This window comes from Shewanella sp. SM20 (assembly GCF_025654545.1).
GTDB classification, from domain to species: domain Bacteria; phylum Pseudomonadota; class Gammaproteobacteria; order Enterobacterales; family Shewanellaceae; genus Shewanella; species Shewanella oncorhynchi.
Genome location: NZ_JAKKRK010000003.1, coordinates 50,637 through 67,559 on the forward strand (window position 1 = coordinate 50,637; position 16,923 = coordinate 67,559).

Consider the following 16,923-nt stretch of genomic DNA (forward strand, 5'->3'; position numbering starts at 1 on the left):
AAAGGGGTACTGTGGCGCATTATTTTGTTGGTGATATTCAAGGCTGTTTCGCTGAGTTACAAAAATTACTAGCTAAGGTCGATTTTAATCCTTCCCGCGATGAACTCTGGGCTGTAGGTGATCTTGTTGCACGCGGACCTGACTCCTTAGCTACCCTACGTTTTTTTCGCTCTTTAGGTGATTCCGCTAAAACGGTTTTGGGTAACCACGATCTCCATCTAATGGCATTACACGGTAAGCTCAAGCGCGCTAAACCCAGCGATAATCTCACTGAAATTCTAGAATCCCCCGATATCTCAGCCTCAATTGACTGGCTGAGACAACAACCTCTTATGCGTGAATTACCTGAACACCAACTCATTATGAGTCATGCGGGTGTACCACCCCAGTGGTCGCTGGAGGTATTAAGAGAAGAATCCGCACTCGTCAGTCGCGCGCTCAAGCACGATGATTATCTTGAGACATTAATAAGCCAAATGTATTCAGATACCGCCGAGCAATGGGATCCAAGTGCAATAGGCATAGAGCGCTTACGTTATTGCATCAATGCATTAACACGCATGCGCTATCTTTATGTCGATGGCCGACTTGATTTTGATTGCAAACAACCTCCTGAAAACTGTACTAATCCACAACTCAAACCTTGGTTTGAGTTTGCTTCGCCGCTGCGCCAGAGTCATACCTTAGTATTTGGCCATTGGGCTGCGCTGATGGGCAAAGTCGACGATACTAAATTAAAGGCTTTAGATACAGGCTGTTGCTGGGGTGAGCACTTAACCTTATGGCATCTTGAAAAAGACCAAAAAATTACGCAAAAAAAGTTAAAAAAGAGTTAAACTAAAACAGCTTAAAGTCGATAACAGACTGAGCCGCCTAACCCTGAATATCACCCTGTTTTCATTTGGAAAAATATAATAAAAATCGGAGTATCCTATGAAATTTAATGTAGCCACCAGAGTGATTGGCGGATTTGGTATTGTCACACTTTTACTCGTGTTGCTAGGATTTACATCTTATTTAACCAACAATAGCCTAAAAGCCAGCTCTGCTATGATGCAAGAATTAAGCTTGCCCGCGCTGAAATCGACAAACCACCTTAGTGAAGCATTGAGTGAGCAACAAAGACAAATCCTCATTGCCTATAACACCCCTAGATCAGCAAATATCCCGAATATTCGTAAAGTGTTTGAAGACCACGGGACTCAGTTCAAAAACGAAATTGCCACCCTGACTCAGTTAGTCAAGAGCCAGCAGAATCTATCTTCTTTAATTGCCCAATTAAGCGGCAGCTTTGCCACCTTTGAGCGAGATAGTATTGCCATGATCGCCGAACGTGAGGCCTCATTGAGCAAGCAAGAACAGCTCGTTGAACTAAAGAAAAAGCTCGAAAATGCCGCCGATGATGCCTCATCAGAACTGCTCGATATTGTTGATTTAGAAAGCAGTCAAAATCCCGATGAGCAGAGTCTTGCTGCATCAGCCAGCGCTATTGATACTAGTCTCGGAAATATCATCACCACTATTGCAGATTTAGTAACAAATGACGAAGACAGTAAGCACGAACTGATCTCAAAGGAACTTGACTACATTATCAGCGAAACCAAGAACAAACTTGAATATGTGAATCGTCACGGTCAAGGTATCGTCGAAGCGGATACCTTAAGCTCGGTCACTAAAGATATCGAAAAAGTATTAGCGCTCGTCACCGGTCCGCAATCTATGTTGCTGCTAAAATCGAGTCAGCTCTCCCACTCCAAAGAAGCTGTGATAAAACTTGGCATTATCGAAAATGATGTAAAAGTCATCAATTCCAACATGAATGATGTCAGCGATAACATCGAACTTGTTGCCGCGAACATGAGCAATGACACCATAGCCAAGATTGACTCTGCCAGCATACAAACCATGATTGTCGTGTTAATAGCAATCATTGTCGCTGTGATTGTGAGTTTTGCTGTGGTGAATCCGTTAAAACGCTCACTCAGCCAAGTGAACAATGCCCTGAACGTCTTAGCCTCAGGTAACCTTACCCATAAACTAGATGACTCTGGACACGATGAATTTGCCGAACTAGCAAAAAACTGTAATCGTCTCGTCGATAGCTTACGCAGTTTAATCATAGGTATTTTAGATAGGTCAAATCAACTTGCCGCGGCAGCCGAACAAACATCAGCAATCACAGCGCAAACCACCTCAGGCATACAAGAACAAAAAAGCCAAGTTGACCAAGTGGCTACTGCGACAACTGAACTTAGCTCTAGTGCTCAGCAGGTGTCTTTAAGTGCCAATCAAGCCCTTGAGCAAATCAAACAGGCTGATCAAGAAACTCAGCACATGCGTGCCATTGCGCAAGAGAACAAACTGACTATTTTGGCTTTAGCCGATGAAGTCGCCAAGGCAGGCGTTGTGATCAATAAAGTGCAGTCGGACAGCGCCTCAATTGGCTCAATCTTGGATGTGATCCGCGGCATTGCAGAGCAGACTAACCTACTCGCCCTTAACGCCGCCATTGAAGCAGCTAGAGCCGGCGAACAAGGTCGTGGTTTTGCAGTAGTTGCCGATGAAGTCCGTAGCTTAGCCTCACGCACTCAGGTATCGACCCGAGAGATCCAACAGATGATTGAAGTGTTGCAGCAAGGTGCAGAACAAGCCGTTGCCGCCATGGATATGGGACGCGCTCAGGCCAATGCCTGCGTTGAAAAAACTGAGCAAGCCAACATTGCCCTCGAAACAATTAGCCAATCAGTGCATAAGGCCTATGACTCAGGCACTCATATCGCCCATGCTGCTCAAGAGCAGAATTTAGTCAGCCAGCAAGTGTCTGAAAAACTAGAGCATATTGCAGCCATTTCGGAAGAAACCGCTATCGGCGCAGATCAAACGGCTCAGTCTAGCCATCAAGTCGCCAAATTAGCCGAAGAACTCCAAGCTTCGGTCGGTGAATTTAGAGTCTAATGTTTATCACCACTAAAACCTAGGGTCGCTTAGCGGCCCTTTCTTTTGAGACGAATTCACTTGCCTATCTTACTGACGACTCGAACTGTCCGGCCTTTGCACAAATTAAGGCCATAAAAAATGCCAAACTTAAGTTTGGCATTTTTATCTAGCTTAATGCTAGATACTTGATATTAGACGCTTAATATAACGTAGCAGCAAATAGAGCTAAAGTGCCGCTAAGTTCAAATCCGCATTACTCTTCTTCACCGCCAGCAGCAGCGCCAAGACGCTCTTTCACTGCAGCAGTAATTGGGCTAGCACCATGACCGTTTGCTTCAGCCCAAGCTTGGATAGTCATCCCATCAGCTTCAGCAACACTCAATTCAGTCGCCGACAAACGCTTAGCCACAAACTCACCGGTATCGTTCGCACTCGCACCGTAAGCGGTGCGCAATAGACTTGCACCATCGCAACTGATACCACTGTAAATCTGACGTAACTTAACGCGGCTTTCTTTTAACTTTTTACGTAAGCGGTTTTTGTCGTTAGCTTTTACATAATCACAAAGACTCGCTACGAGTGGATCTTCCCCCGCAACAGCAGAGGTTGGTACTGCAATAGAACTAAATCCAATCAACGCAGCCAAGGCCACAGGCATAAGACGCATCCGATACTCCTTAATACTTTCTTATAGTTTTATTATCAATTCTGTATGGGCTGCATCTATTGTCTAAATGATATTGACCTCTTGGCTTTAGCTCTCGTTCGAAATCTAGGATAACGAAATAGGCTATCTCTTTCCGTGAAAACTAAATGTCCGATATGATGCAATACGTTAGATAAACTGACGCCCCATACACACAGGGTACACAACAGAAGCTGCAATTTAACATTTTTTTACCAAATTGATAAAGCGATATTCCAAACCAGCCGCATTTATACTCGTCAAAGATTCAGTTTCCTTCCAAGTCCCATCGTCCCAGTGGGGGAAAAATGTATCGCCTTCCACCTCAAGATTGATTTGCGTCAAATATAAGATATCGGCGCAGGGCAATAACTCGGCATAAAGCTGGCCACCACCTATAACCACTAACTCTTCACACTCACCAGCAGCTTGTTTGGCTGCATCAAACGAGGTCACACAGGTCACGCCCTCAATCACAAGATCCGTTTGGCGTGAAATCACTATGTTATGTCGACCAGGAAGGGGCCTACCGATTGACTCAAAGGTCTTACGTCCCATCACAACAGGCTTGCCTAGGGTCATCGCTTTAAAGTGACGTAGATCTTCTGGAAGATGCCATGGCATTTTATTATCTTTTCCGATGACTCGATTGTTTGCCATCGCGGCTATCATAGCAATGCGCATGCTCACTCCTGTTTTATAGAAATAGAATTATTGAATGACGGGGCGGGTCCTGAAATACAGCAAACTCGGCATGGCCAAACCCACGGCTAACGCCCCTAGAATAAAGACGGTTTTGAGGCCATTACTAATCACTTGCCCCGTCAGTTCAGGACTGACTTGAGATTGAGCGGTCAATTGCACTAAGGCAATCACAGTATTAAATGCATAAGTGCCTGGGATCATAGGAATAATCGCGGCGACAGCATACATTAAAGGTGGCGCTAAGTGGCGCTTACCAAACCCTATGGTAATAATCCCTACTAATGCCGCGGCGGCGAAGGTTGCCCACTCGATTGGCAGACCAAACTGTAACATTAAAGTACGGGAACTATGGCCAATGGCTCCCGCTAAAGCGCAGTAAGGAAGAAATCGTTTAGGAACATTAAATACCATAGCAAATCCTACGGCGGGGATGGCAGAGAAAAAAGCATCGTGCAAAAGAGCTATCAATAATTCCATCATAGGAAAATTCCGCCGATCTGCATCGCAATTGTAATCCCTATCACTGAAGAAACGGTCAGCAAAGTTGCATGACCCCAGCGGGATATACCGACATTCATGTGCCCTTTTACCATGTCGGAAATCGCATTAATCATCGGAAAACCCGGCACTAACATCAGCACACTCGCGGCCATAGCAGCCTTAGGAGTTTCACTTAATTCAAACAAATAACCCGTTTGAGCCAGCATACTGGTGACGAAAGCTGTGATGGCAAAATTGACTAATAAATTAAAATGCCGCTTAGCAATTGCTAAACGTACCGACATACCCACTGCCGCGGCAAAAAAAGTAATCACGCATGCAGTGAGATCGCCATTAAATAAATGACAGAAGCTAGCGCACGACAGGCCAATCATGAATACCACTAAGCTAGGAGGATAGGTTTTAGGTTCAATCCGCGCCAAGCGTTTACGCACTTCATTTGGGCCATACAACCCCTTTTCAGCGAGTAAACAGATACGTTGTAATTCACAGACGACTGTCATGTTAATGCCATGCTCACGAATACGACGAGTAGTTGTGATACAGCGACCATGAACCAAACTGGTTAACACGAGGGAATTAGAGGAAATAGAGAGTTCTACGCTGGCAAGACCTAAAGCCTGACCTAGACGCTGGCTGATTTCTTCAACTAAATCAGATTCCGCGCCGTAGGCCAGTAGCAATTGTGCAGCACGCACAACTTGCCGAGTAATATCATTTTGAGTATCAGCGTACACAGAACTCTCAAAACTCAAAGATTACTATTATCTTTGGTAAATAACTTCTACGTCGTAGTCGTCATCATCAAAGTCATCGTCATCATCTTCATCAACATAGTCTTCATTCAATGAATCAAGGTTTGCTTGATGATAATTATCCCACTTGAACTCAACTTCACTATCTGGGTCGACTTCATTGTCTTCTGGTGGAAGACTCGCAATGTAATCGAGGAGTTTTAATGCCAACTCACTGGTACCGTCGCGGTTATAGGCGGAGATAGTATAAACATCGCCTTCCCAACCCATTTCTTTAACGATACGATCAACCTTCTCTTGCAGCTCCTCTTCAAGCAGCAGATCGGTTTTGTTAAAGACTAACCAACGTGGCTTACTCGCCAACTTTGGAGAGTATTTCTCAAGCTCACCTACGATAGCGCGCGCAGACTCAACCGGATCGGTTCCGTCAATCGGCTCAATATCTATGATGTGCAGCAGAATACGACAACGCTCAAGATGCTTTAAGAAGCGAATACCTAAACCCGCACCATCGGCAGCGCCTTCGATGAGACCAGGAATGTCCGCAATCACAAAGCTTTGACCAGGACGTGGATTAACCACACCTAAGTTAGGCACCAGTGTTGTAAACGGATAATCAGCCACTTTCGGCGTTGCACGGGAAACCGCACGAATGAATGTCGACTTACCCGCGTTAGGCATGCCAAGCAAACCAACGTCAGCCAGCAGTAACAACTCTAATTTAAGGCTACGAACTTCACCGGGTGTCCCTAACGTCTTTTGACGTGGGGCACGGTTAGTACTGCTCTTAAAACGGGTGTTACCTAAACCATGGAAACCACCTTTGGCAACCAATAGCTTTTGACCGTGGGTTGTTAAATCCCCAAGGACTTCTTCAGTATCATGATCGACCGCGCGAGTACCAACAGGAACTTTTAAGATCAAATCTTTACCGCTATGACCAGTACAATCACGGCCACGACCATTTTCGCCACGTTCAGCCATGTGAAAACGTTCAAAACGGAACTCGATCAAAGTGTTGAAGTTTTCGTCAGCCTGCAGAAAAACACTGCCACCGTCGCCACCATCACCACCATCAGGACCACCATCAGGTACATACTTTTCGCGCCTAAAGCTAACACAACCGCTACCGCCGTCGCCTGCTTCGACCCTAATTACTGCCTCATCGACAAACTTCATACTTACTCCTGGCACCACTGAATGAAGCAATTATACCGTCTAACTTCATTGGTCGCCAAAAAACTCGAGATACTTTGCTCCCAATCTTACCTGTCAATGCTCATTCTTGGTAATCATTTACCAACTCAAGCATCTACACGGCGTAAATAGAAGCACAAAAAACAGAAAGCCCCACCAATGGCGGGGCTTTAACAGTATAAGCTAGGTTCGAAAGTTAAGCTTCGATGCTAATAAACTTACGGTTATTAGCGCCTTTAACTTCGAATTTAACTTTACCGTCAGTCAGAGCAAACAGAGTATGGTCACGACCAATACCTACGTTTACACCAGCGTGGAATTTAGTACCACGTTGACGAACAATAATGTTACCAGCTAGAACTGATTCACCGCCAAAGCGCTTAACACCTAGACGTTTACTTTCTGAATCGCGGCCGTTACGAGTAGAACCGCCAGCTTTTTTATGTGCCATGAGTTAGACTCCTATTATGCGTTGATAGCAGTAATTTTAACTTCAGTGAACCACTGACGGTGGCCCATTTTCTTGTCGTGGTGCTTACGACGACGGAACTTAACGATAGTAACTTTATCGCCACGACCGTGACTTACAACTTCAGCAACGACTTTACCGCCAGCTACTAAAGGAGCACCAACATGCACTGTTTCTCCATCAGCGATCAAAAGAACTTGATCGAACTCGATAGTTTCGCCAGTTGCAACTTCTAACTTCTCTAAACGTACTGTGTGGCCTTCAGCTACACGGTGTTGTTTACCACCACTTTGAAAAACAGCGTACATAGCTATTTTACTCCAATTCCTAACACGCGGGCTCATTCTTGGATGAGGCAGGGTGCTACAAAAACTTTATTGACAATGGGCGCGGAGTTTACGCGAAGAATCTAACTCTGGCAAGCCCTAATTAGGAAAGAATAAAAAAAGACCGGATTAACTCTCACATTAGTTGAGCTAGTGCTGTCATATGTCAGAATTTTAGGTAAAATTCATTTCATTATAACACGTGAGCCTAAACAGGGGCCGGGTACGTAATGACCCCACAACCAGAGTCTATTATGGATTTAAACGCTATTCGTCAACTGGCTGACACTGATATGCAAGCAGTCAATCAGCTGATATATAAACAGCTTGAATCAGATGTCGCCCTAATTAATCAATTAGGTTTTTACATTATTAATGGTGGTGGTAAACGTCTTCGTCCTCTGCTGTCGGTTTTAGCCGCACGTGCGGTGAGCTACGAAGGCGAAGCACATCTTAAGCTAGCGGCGATTATTGAGTTTATCCATACAGCCTCATTGCTCCACGATGATGTAGTTGATGAATCGACGTTACGCCGCGGACGAGAAACCGCCAATGCACTGTTTGGCAATAGTGCCAGTGTGCTAGTCGGGGATTTCCTTTATACCCGCTCATTCCAGATGATGACCGAACTTGACAACATGAAAGTGCTCAGAGTGTTAGCTGATACGACTAACGTGTTGGCCGAGGGTGAAGTCTTACAGCTGATGAATTGTAATGACCCAGACACCACTGAAGAAAGCTATATGCGGGTCATTTATTGCAAAACTGCCAAGTTATTTGAAGCCGCTACGCTACTCGCGGGCGTGCTAGCAGGTGCAACGCCTGAGCAAGAAACCGCCTTAGGCAACTATGGTAAGTATCTCGGCACCGCCTTTCAGCTTACCGACGACTTACTCGACTATACCGCCGACAGTGACGAGCTAGGAAAGAATATTGGCGATGACCTTGCCGAAGGTAAACCGACGCTGCCACTCATCTATGCCATTGCCCATGGCACAGACGAAGAGAAACAGCTCATACGTCAAGCAATTGAGCAAGGTGATGGTACTCAGGCCATAGATAAAATCGTAGCAGCACTGCACCATTGCGGCGCGTTAAACTACACCCAACAAAAAGCAATTGAAGAATCAGAGAAAGCCATCGCGGCATTATCTGCTTTACCCGATAGCGACTATAAGCAAGCCTTAGTAACGCTAGCTAAGATTTCGGTCGACAGAAACCACTGATTGCTAACTAATGTAATTTCGCCCCAAAAATAAGGTCTTACTCAGTAAGACCTTTTTTATTGCTTTAACCGCAATCCTAAAATCAAACCTGCCAAAGGATCGGCGTTTCGCCTCGCTCAAGCAATAATTGATTCACTTGAGAGAAATGCCCACAACCAAAAAAACCGCGATAAGCCGATAAAGGTGAAGGATGTGGTCCTGTGAGCACTTGATGTTGCGGTGCGTTAACGACTTGACCCTTTTTAATGGCATGACTACCCCAAAGCACGAAAATAATCGGCTGAGTCTGCCGATTTAATAATTCCAGCACCGCAGTCGTAAAGACTTCCCACCCGGCTTTGGCATGGGAATGCGCCTTGCCTTGCTCAACGGTCAGCACCGTATTGAGCATCAATATCCCCTGCTCCGCCCATGCGGATAAATCGCCATGGGATGGCACAACAAAACCTTCAATATCCGTCGCTAATTCTTTGTACATATTGGCTAAAGATGGCGGTGGTTTTATCCCGCATTTAACCGAAAAACATAAACCATGGGCTTGATCTGGGCCGTGATAGGGATCTTGGCCAATCAAAACCACTCTGACTTGTTCAAGGGGCGTCATACTAAAAGCATTGAAAACATCAACTTCGGGTGGATAAATCACTTTCCCAGCCCTGCGTTCATTGTCAACAAATGCGCTTAGTTGCTGAAAATAAGGCAAAGCTCTTTGCTCATCGATAAATGTTTGCCATGTCGCCTGAGTCACTATTTTACTTCCTCAATTCTATAATCGGATTAGCTTAAAAGTCCTGTAGTAGTATGGCAAGTTTGCAGACCTTACCTGCCGCTAAGTAATACCACTAAACCTGCTAGGTCTCACGTTAAGACTTTCAATTTAAAACATTCGAAATTAAGTGATATAGTGCGCCCATTCTCGCACACTCTGATACGTAATGATGATCCAACATTCTGATAAATCAATTCAAAGACATCAAACGGGTTTCACCTTAATTGAACTTGTGGTGGTCATCATAGTGCTCGGTATTTTAGCCGTAGTGGCCCTGCCAAAATTTATCAATGTGCAACAAGATGCGCAAATTGCAACCGTTAAAGCGGCAGGCGGAGGCTTTAAATCAGCCATCAATCTGGCACGTTCCGTATGGGCTGTAAAAGTGGGCTCAGGTCCAAAAGAGGATTTACCCGTATTTGGTACGGCACAATCCGAACAAATAGATTTCAACGCCTTCGGTTGGCCAGCACAACACTATATCCATGGCAATGAGGCCTCTCCGGCACTCGATAATGTCGAAGACTGTATATCGGTATGGGAAGTATTATTTCAAAATGCCCAGCCGAGTGTCTCGCGCTTGAATATTGATGCGACTGAAACCGACTATAAAGCCAGTTATACCGATCCTGGCCAGTGCACTTATTTGTATCGAACAAACGATAAACTGTCGATTAATTATGACTCCCATACAGGAGTCGTCATTACCGACACAGATCCCAATAGTTAATGCCTGACGATTCCTTCTTACACCAATTAAGTTAGAATCGAACTTTAATCTGTTACTTTTTTAGAGTGAACGCCATGACCGACACGAGCAGCACCACCATTTACGAACTTGCCGATCAGTTTATTGCCTTAGCCAATCAGCTAAGCCAACAAGAAGCAGATGTAGGTAAAGTTGGCACAGCACTCCGTTTTGCCGCAGCACGTTTTAATGCCTTCGAAGCCGCGATTAAATCAGCGGATCTCGGTGCAGAAAAAGAGAGCGCATTAGAATGGTTTAGCAGTGAATTCAAAGAAATGCTGAGTGACAACTTAGACGACCACATTGCCAACCCACCCATTATCCAAGAAAGTGTGGCAGAAGAAGCTGATAATTCTGTGCAAATGTTTAAAGGCTAATCACGCCTTGATTTAAATGCATAGCCATAAACAAACACGCCATCGATTGATGGCGTGTTTGTTATTTAAAACCAAAAATTTTAGATAGATCACTAAAGCGTGTACACCACACGGATCGCCAGCAATATCAATACTACGCCGGATAACTTATCAATTAACCCCGCTTTTTCTCTCAACTTAGGCAACACACTCGAGTGGGATAGCAATAAGGCTATCAAGGTGTACCAAAGACCATCGACCACTAACGGTGTAAAAACAATTAATGCTTTAGCCGTCATGCTGTCGGCGACCATCACAAATTGGCTGAATAACGCAAGAAAAAATAGCATTATCTTAGGATTGAATAAAGAAATAGCGATACCATCACGGGCTGCAGTTAAGGTATCTGTCGCCTCCCCTGCAGCCAATTTAGCTTGCATACCGCCATTAGAACGCAGCGCTTGAACTCCCATCCAAGCAAGGTATAAGGCACCGAGAATCGCAATGCCATTAAAGACTAAGGGCGCCTTTTTAAGGACTACGGCTAAGCCCAGTAACGTCACCAGCGCATAGATCCCAATCCCTATCGAGTGTGCCCAAGCACAAACGATACCCTTTCCCCGCCCACCACCTAAAGTATGACGTACTACCATAGTCAAACTTGGGCCCGGCGACATAGCCCCCAAACAACAAATAGCCAATAAACCTAACCAAGTACTCCAACTCATTGATGACACCTTTCGCCGAATAAAAAAGCCCACTGCTGGGCCTTAAACTTGCTTGCTATTCTAACATCGCGTCATCAAGGCGTTAACGCTAATAAATCCATTTTCAATAAATGAACAGTCATTTAAGAGAACCCAAAACGCGATAATCCCATAAATTCACACTGATTTAAGCCGTTAACCGCTAAGATTAGCGTTAACCTAAGTCTTTATAGCCAAACCTTAATACCTAAGCCTTCATCGCAATCACCACAAAGGCGATTCTCAATCAGGACATTTTATGAACACTATAACGCTGATCAGTATTTTTATTCTTTGCCTATTAATAGGTGCGATCTTATTACTGCTTTGGCAAAGACAAAAAGGTAAAACCATATCGCTGACGGTGATTTTTGTGCTGGGATTTTTCGCCTTAGGACTCAGTGCTATTATTGGATTTGTGCACAAAAGCGAGGATTACCAAGCCTATCAAAAACTACAATGGCACACCTTAGCCCCAGAGAAAATCGCGCCTCTGGTTGCCCAAGGCTATACCGTCTTTGTCGATATTACCTCTGATTGGTGCACCATCTGCCAAACGAATAAAGCGGAAGTCACCCACAGGGAGCAAATTGTAAATGCCTTGATGGCCGACAATATCATTCTGATGCAAGGAAACTGGAGTGAGGCGAATAAAACGATTGAAACCTATATGCGCCACGAAGGAGTGCCCGGCACGCCCTACAATAAAATTTATGGTCCAAGCGCCCCCAATGGAATTCTCTTGCCGTCAAAACTCAGTATGAGTGATGTGTTAAATGGTTTAGTTGCCGCGCAAACGAATCGTAACTAAGCACTAAACTATATTTAGGACGAGTCAAATACGAATAAAAAAGGCTGCATTGCAGCCTTTTTGCTTACTTCACTTCTATTTATAAAAGCCAAATTTCTTGAAAGGTGGGTTAGAAATCGCTTCTATAAATTGGCTTACTCATTAAAAACGGTAATTCACTCGACCATAGTAGAAACCGCCGTTGTAATCGAATGGCCCACTTTCATAATAAACGCCACCGAGTTCACCCAAGGTCCCTTCTTTCAGCTTTTGCGCTTCTTGATCAAATAGATTATTAGCCCCTACCGCCAGCGTTAAGCCATCAAGTAATTGATAGCTCATTTCAAGATCGACGGTCACCGCAGCATCAGCCATTTCAGAGCCCCAATCAGAGGTATCGTCAGCATGAGTGGCATAGTACTCACCGAAGTAGTTACCACGTAATGATATGCTTAATTGATCCCATGACTGCGCCCAAGTTAAGGTGGCACGATGTGCAGGAATACCATCTTCTAACCGACGAACTTTACCTTCATCAGTGGTTTCGGGATCGTATTTATCAACGCTGGTATCGGTCCAACCATAGGCAAGACTGAATTTAGCATTACCCGACAGGATTTCCGCATCATAAGAAGCGACGATATCGATGCCTTGAGTCGTAGTATCAAAGTCATTGGTGTAATAGCTCACACCTTGGATCAACTCAGGGAACTCAACCCCAGCGGCACGTAAAGCATCATAATCTGTAGCCTCAACATCAATCTTACTCGACTGTGCAATACGGCCCTCTACGCCAATGTTGTAATAATCGACCGTTAAGAAGAAGCTTTCATACTCATATACAGCTCCAATCGCATAACTAATCGACTCTTCAGGCTTTAACACTTCACCACCGTAAAATGCCGCAAGCGGATCGGTTGGGGGGGCAATAAAGGTCTGGATCAGTTCACCTTCGATAATCGATGTCTGCGTGTTGACGACGTTTTCTTGGCCAACCGTTGGTGCACGAAAGCCGGTGCTGTGTGAGGCGCGGAACGACAATTCATCCGTTGCAGAATACTGCAACGTCAATTTGTAATTTAACGTATCACCAAAGGTTGAAAAGTCTTCGTAGCGCAGTGCTAAACCGAGTAACCAGTCATCACTTAAATAAGCTTCTAAATCAGTATAAATACCTATGTTATGACGTGAGTTTTTACCCGCAGACTCTGGGCCAAAGCCTTTAAAACCATGCGCACCAATGTTGAAACCTTGACTAGCATAAGGGCCAGCAATCCACGAGGCTTCATCACCTTGAGAAATCTCAAACGACTCATTTCGCCATTCAAAACCAGAAGCAAAACTAATGTCTTCAATGCCTCCTAAGGTTATGAAGCGCGAGAAATCGAGGTTAACGGTAGTTTCAACTTGCTCATAAGCTCCCGTATCGAAATCCGTCGGGGTATCTAATCCCAGTGATGGATTCAACGAATTTTTAAGACCAAAACTGGCTTTGTTCGCCCCCGTACCAGCACTAAAATCATAATTCCATTCACCGATATCGCCTTTTACACCTGCGAAGAAGGACATATCTTCAATGGTGCCGGTGAACTGTGGCGTATAGCCACCTGGAAATATCTGGTTCATAGCAAAGCAATTTGGGTCGGCAACCATCGCCTTGTATGCATCTGTGTCGAGTACGTTGCCGTCACTTCCATCAGCATTTTTAGGGATAGGTACGAGTCCACATGTTGATGGATCACCATTTACAGCGCCCACAAGTAAATTCTGGCCACCATCATTGGAATACACGTTGCTACGATTTTGTGGGTAACGATAATAGAAGCCCCCCACGGCATCACGGGAAGACAGATTACCAAAGGCATAGGCATGCATATTGGCATTAATGTCTAAGCCTGAGTTGATGAACACTGAATAGTCATCATTAATCTCAGGATTACCCCACACTTGAGCGGGGTCATTAATCGCGGTATTACCCTGCTCGGCTAAGTTAGCCGCATCAGGACGCTGCACACTACGGCTAGTGGAGTCAGCATTTTTATACTGGAAGCTTAAATTGACGAAGCCATTTTCAGTCACAGGTAAACCAACATCACCTTCGACCGTAGTTGTAGCACCATCACCCTCGTAATATTCTCCTTGGGTCACAGTGATGGAACCACCCTCGGAATTATCTTTTAAAACAAAGTTCATGACTCCGGCAATCGCATCCGATCCATACTGCGCCGCAGCGCCGTCGCGCAACACTTCAACTTGCTTTAATGCAGAACCAGGAATAACTGAGATATCAGGACCTTGAGCGCCATCGTTAATACCACCACCTTGGAACGCAATCACAGATGCACGGTGACGACGCTTACCGTTGACTAGCACTAGCGTACTGTCTGATGGCAAACCCCGTAAATTAACGGGACGAACTAAGGTTGCTGCATCACTAATAGGTTGAGCGCGTGAGTTAAACGATGGCACCGAAGTCACTAACATATCAATCATGTCAGTCGAACCATTCTTTTTAAGGTCGTCACTACTAATAATATCAATAGGAACGGGAGAATCGCCGATCGAGCGTGGCGCAGCACGGGACCCTACAACTGCAATTTTTTCAACGTTCTCATTTTTAACAGCCGTCTCATCTTCTTCTGCTATTGCCTGCGGACTGATTAAACTACCAGACAAGGCTAGAGTAATCGCCAAACTCACTGCACTTAATCCAAACTTCAGCTTCTTTGAGGTCATCATATTCATCCCAACTGCTTATTATTTTTAGAATACCTGACCTGCTTTGTGCGATTCTCGTCCCTAAACCTTGCTACCACGGCCAACACAAAATCACATTGCAAAAACATTTTTATAACATAAATTAAACAATATCCAATGTTAAATCAGACTTTTGAATGAATATTAGTCATTTATCTTTTATATCAATTTCTTAGATGAAAATATTTTTTAGAGTATGGCACCAAGTAAAATGTACTCGAACGGCAAAAAGTGTGAGCAGAAAAATCACCAAAGAAAAAATGCTTAAAGGGCATAATCAAAAACACGATATATCGCGTCACAGTACTTAAGGTATACTCAGAAAATACCGCCAAAACCAGAGTAAGACAGATGACCAATAAGATTTCAGTCAATAATGAAAAATCGATAGATAAGCATTTCTTACCGGAAAACCAGTTACTGCTCAACGCTGTCGGCGAAGGTATTTATGGATTTGATTTAAGCGGTAATGCGGTGTTTATCAATCCGGCAGCCGAACGCATGACGGGTTGGAAGAATGAAGAGCTACTCGGTAAAAACATCCATAACTGCCACCATCACAGCCATGCAGATGGCAGTCATTATCCCCAAGAGGATTGTCCGATTTACAACACCTTAAAGGATGGGATCACCCGAGAAATCACCCACGATGTATTTTGGCGTAAAGATGGCAGTAGCTTCCCCGTTCATTACAGTTCCACCCCTGTTTACCGTGACAATCAACTGATTGGCGTAGTCGCGATATTTCGTGACATTAGTATTCAAAAACAAACAGAGCAGTCATTACGCCAAGCCCTAGCCCAAGTACAAGCACTCTCGGAGCGACTCGCCTCTGAAAATCATTATCTACAGGCAGAGTTGGCAGACAAAACGGGTGATGTGGATATTTCGGGTGCCAGTACAGTGATCCGCCATATGATCCAGCAATTGCACATGGTGGCCAATACCGACAGTACTGTGCTCATTTGTGGTGAAAATGGCACAGGAAAAGAACTCGTTGCCCGTAACTTACATCAGCTCAGTCGCCGCAAAGATAAACCCATGATCAGTGTCAACTGTGCCGCGTTTTCGGCATCTTTACTAGAAAGTGAACTCTTTGGTCACGAGAAGGGGGCATTTACTGGTGCCACAAGCCGCCGTAAAGGTCGCTTCGAACTTGCTCATCAAGGCACACTGTTCCTCGACGAAGTCGCTGAACTCAGTTTAGAAGCCCAATCAAAGCTACTGCGAGTCATCCAAGAACAATCCTTTGAACGTCTCGGTGGCAGCGAAACCATTCAAGTGGATATTCGCTTAGTCGCCGCCAGTCACCACGATTTACTCAAGCGAGTCGAACAGGGATTATTTAGGATGGATCTCTATTACCGTTTGAATGTATTCCCTATTCAAGTACCACCACTGCGCGCAAGAATCGAAGATATTCCCGAACTCGTCAGCCATATTCTGCACAACTTGAATCGTAAGCTAGGTAAAAAAATCCGTGGAGTGAGCCAAAAGGGGCTACAAAAACTCATGGCTTATACTTGGCCCGGCAATGTGCGCGAACTGCAAAATATCCTCGAACGCGAAGCCATTCTATCCCAAGGAGATATTCTGCAGATCCACGCTATGCCGAGCAATAATCCCTTAGCTCAAACCCAAGGGCAAACCTTAGCGGAAGCGGAAGCGCTGCATATAGAACAAACCCTTAAGCGCTTAAACTGGCGCATATCCGGCCCACTCGGCGCAGCGAATGTCCTCGGTGTGCCCGCAAGTACACTGAGATCGCGAATGAAAAAATTGGGGATCCAGCGTCAATCGAGTGAAATCTAATTCAAAACGAGCACACTAAAAACGCGATATATCGCCAATGTGTGATATATCGTGATCCACATCTAGTTCCAATCACAAAATAATTATAAATATCATGATGTTGAGCTAATTAAAACTTGGCCTAGCGCTTGCTATAGGGAGGCG

17 protein-coding genes are annotated in these 16,923 nt (G+C 44.8%); 7 read left to right on the forward strand and 10 right to left on the reverse strand.

Annotated features, from left to right (window positions below):
• Positions 1–11 precede the first annotated feature (11 nt).
• Together L5M18_RS02155 and L5M18_RS02160 are read left to right on the forward strand one after the other, a co-directional pair.
• Positions 12–836, forward strand: a complete 825-nt coding sequence (locus tag L5M18_RS02155) for a symmetrical bis(5'-nucleosyl)-tetraphosphatase (RefSeq protein WP_113939897.1) — start codon at positions 12–14, stop codon at positions 834–836.
• A 97-nt stretch (positions 837–933) separates the two neighbouring features.
• Positions 934–2,955 carry a methyl-accepting chemotaxis protein gene (locus L5M18_RS02160; protein WP_263195839.1) on the forward strand — a complete coding sequence of 674 codons (2,022 nt, stop codon included), beginning with the start codon at positions 934–936 and terminating at the stop codon, positions 2,953–2,955.
• Positions 2,956–3,190: 235 nt separating this feature from the next.
• On the opposite strand, the gene L5M18_RS02165 is transcribed toward L5M18_RS02160, so the two are convergent.
• The 7 genes from L5M18_RS02165 to rplU form a co-directional block, all read right to left on the reverse strand.
• A complete protein-coding gene (locus L5M18_RS02165) occupies positions 3,191–3,604 on the reverse strand; it encodes a DUF3718 domain-containing protein (protein ID WP_105249997.1) in 414 nt (137 codons plus the stop codon).
• 219 nt (positions 3,605–3,823) lie between these two features.
• Entirely contained in the window at positions 3,824–4,306 is a 483-nt protein-coding gene (folA, locus tag L5M18_RS02170) for a type 3 dihydrofolate reductase (RefSeq protein WP_263195840.1), read from the reverse strand.
• A 27-nt stretch (positions 4,307–4,333) separates the two neighbouring features.
• Positions 4,334–4,807 (reverse strand): threonine/serine exporter family protein, encoded by a 474-nt coding sequence (locus L5M18_RS02175; RefSeq protein ID WP_028761533.1) that lies wholly within the window; start codon positions 4,805–4,807, stop codon positions 4,334–4,336.
• Entirely contained in the window at positions 4,804–5,565 is a 762-nt protein-coding gene (locus tag L5M18_RS02180; RefSeq protein WP_113939893.1) for a threonine/serine exporter family protein, read from the reverse strand. The genes L5M18_RS02175 and L5M18_RS02180 overlap by 4 nt, the downstream gene beginning before the upstream one ends.
• A gap of 27 nt (positions 5,566–5,592) precedes the next feature.
• The gene (cgtA, locus tag L5M18_RS02185) at positions 5,593–6,762 is read right to left on the reverse strand and encodes an Obg family GTPase CgtA (protein WP_105250000.1); all 1,170 of its coding nucleotides are present in this window, start codon (positions 6,760–6,762) and stop codon (positions 5,593–5,595) included.
• Positions 6,763–6,976: 214 nt separating this feature from the next.
• Entirely contained in the window at positions 6,977–7,231 is a 255-nt protein-coding gene (rpmA, locus tag L5M18_RS02190; protein WP_006080527.1) for a 50S ribosomal protein L27, read from the reverse strand.
• 14 nt (positions 7,232–7,245) lie between these two features.
• Positions 7,246–7,557 carry a 50S ribosomal protein L21 gene (gene rplU / locus L5M18_RS02195; RefSeq protein ID WP_006080526.1) on the reverse strand — a complete coding sequence of 104 codons (312 nt, stop codon included), beginning with the start codon at positions 7,555–7,557 and terminating at the stop codon, positions 7,246–7,248.
• A gap of 272 nt (positions 7,558–7,829) precedes the next feature.
• On the opposite strand from rplU, the gene ispB reads away from it, so the two are divergent.
• A complete protein-coding gene (ispB, locus tag L5M18_RS02200; RefSeq protein ID WP_049821790.1) occupies positions 7,830–8,801 on the forward strand; it encodes an octaprenyl diphosphate synthase in 972 nt (323 codons plus the stop codon).
• 82 nt (positions 8,802–8,883) lie between these two features.
• Here the strand turns inward: ispB and ung are convergent, their stop codons facing one another.
• Positions 8,884–9,549: a uracil-DNA glycosylase gene (gene ung / locus L5M18_RS02205; RefSeq protein ID WP_263195841.1), complete on the reverse strand. Its 666-nt coding sequence runs from the start codon at positions 9,547–9,549 to the stop codon at positions 8,884–8,886.
• A gap of 187 nt (positions 9,550–9,736) precedes the next feature.
• On the opposite strand from ung, the gene L5M18_RS02210 reads away from it, so the two are divergent.
• Together L5M18_RS02210 and L5M18_RS02215 are read left to right on the forward strand one after the other, a co-directional pair.
• On the forward strand, positions 9,737–10,300 hold the full coding sequence (locus L5M18_RS02210; RefSeq protein WP_028761538.1) for a Tfp pilus assembly protein FimT/FimU: 564 nt from the start codon (positions 9,737–9,739) through the stop codon (positions 10,298–10,300).
• A gap of 74 nt (positions 10,301–10,374) precedes the next feature.
• Positions 10,375–10,695, forward strand: coding sequence for a DUF3144 domain-containing protein (locus L5M18_RS02215; RefSeq protein ID WP_105250001.1), 321 nt, complete (start codon positions 10,375–10,377; stop codon positions 10,693–10,695).
• 92 nt (positions 10,696–10,787) lie between these two features.
• Here the strand turns inward: L5M18_RS02215 and L5M18_RS02220 are convergent, their stop codons facing one another.
• Positions 10,788–11,402 carry a LysE family translocator gene (locus L5M18_RS02220; protein WP_105250002.1) on the reverse strand — a complete coding sequence of 205 codons (615 nt, stop codon included), beginning with the start codon at positions 11,400–11,402 and terminating at the stop codon, positions 10,788–10,790.
• 277 nt (positions 11,403–11,679) lie between these two features.
• Between L5M18_RS02220 and L5M18_RS02225 the strand changes: the two genes are divergently transcribed.
• The gene (locus L5M18_RS02225) at positions 11,680–12,231 is read left to right on the forward strand and encodes a thioredoxin family protein (protein ID WP_263195842.1); all 552 of its coding nucleotides are present in this window, start codon (positions 11,680–11,682) and stop codon (positions 12,229–12,231) included.
• 141 nt (positions 12,232–12,372) lie between these two features.
• Here the strand turns inward: L5M18_RS02225 and L5M18_RS02230 are convergent, their stop codons facing one another.
• Complete coding sequence (locus L5M18_RS02230; RefSeq protein ID WP_263195890.1) at positions 12,373–14,949, reverse strand: TonB-dependent receptor plug domain-containing protein; 2,577 nt, start codon at positions 14,947–14,949, stop codon at positions 12,373–12,375.
• Positions 14,950–15,318: 369 nt separating this feature from the next.
• Between L5M18_RS02230 and L5M18_RS02235 the strand changes: the two genes are divergently transcribed.
• Positions 15,319–16,779, forward strand: coding sequence for a sigma-54 interaction domain-containing protein (locus tag L5M18_RS02235; protein WP_105250005.1), 1,461 nt, complete (start codon positions 15,319–15,321; stop codon positions 16,777–16,779).
• Positions 16,780–16,923: the final 144 nt, after the last annotated feature.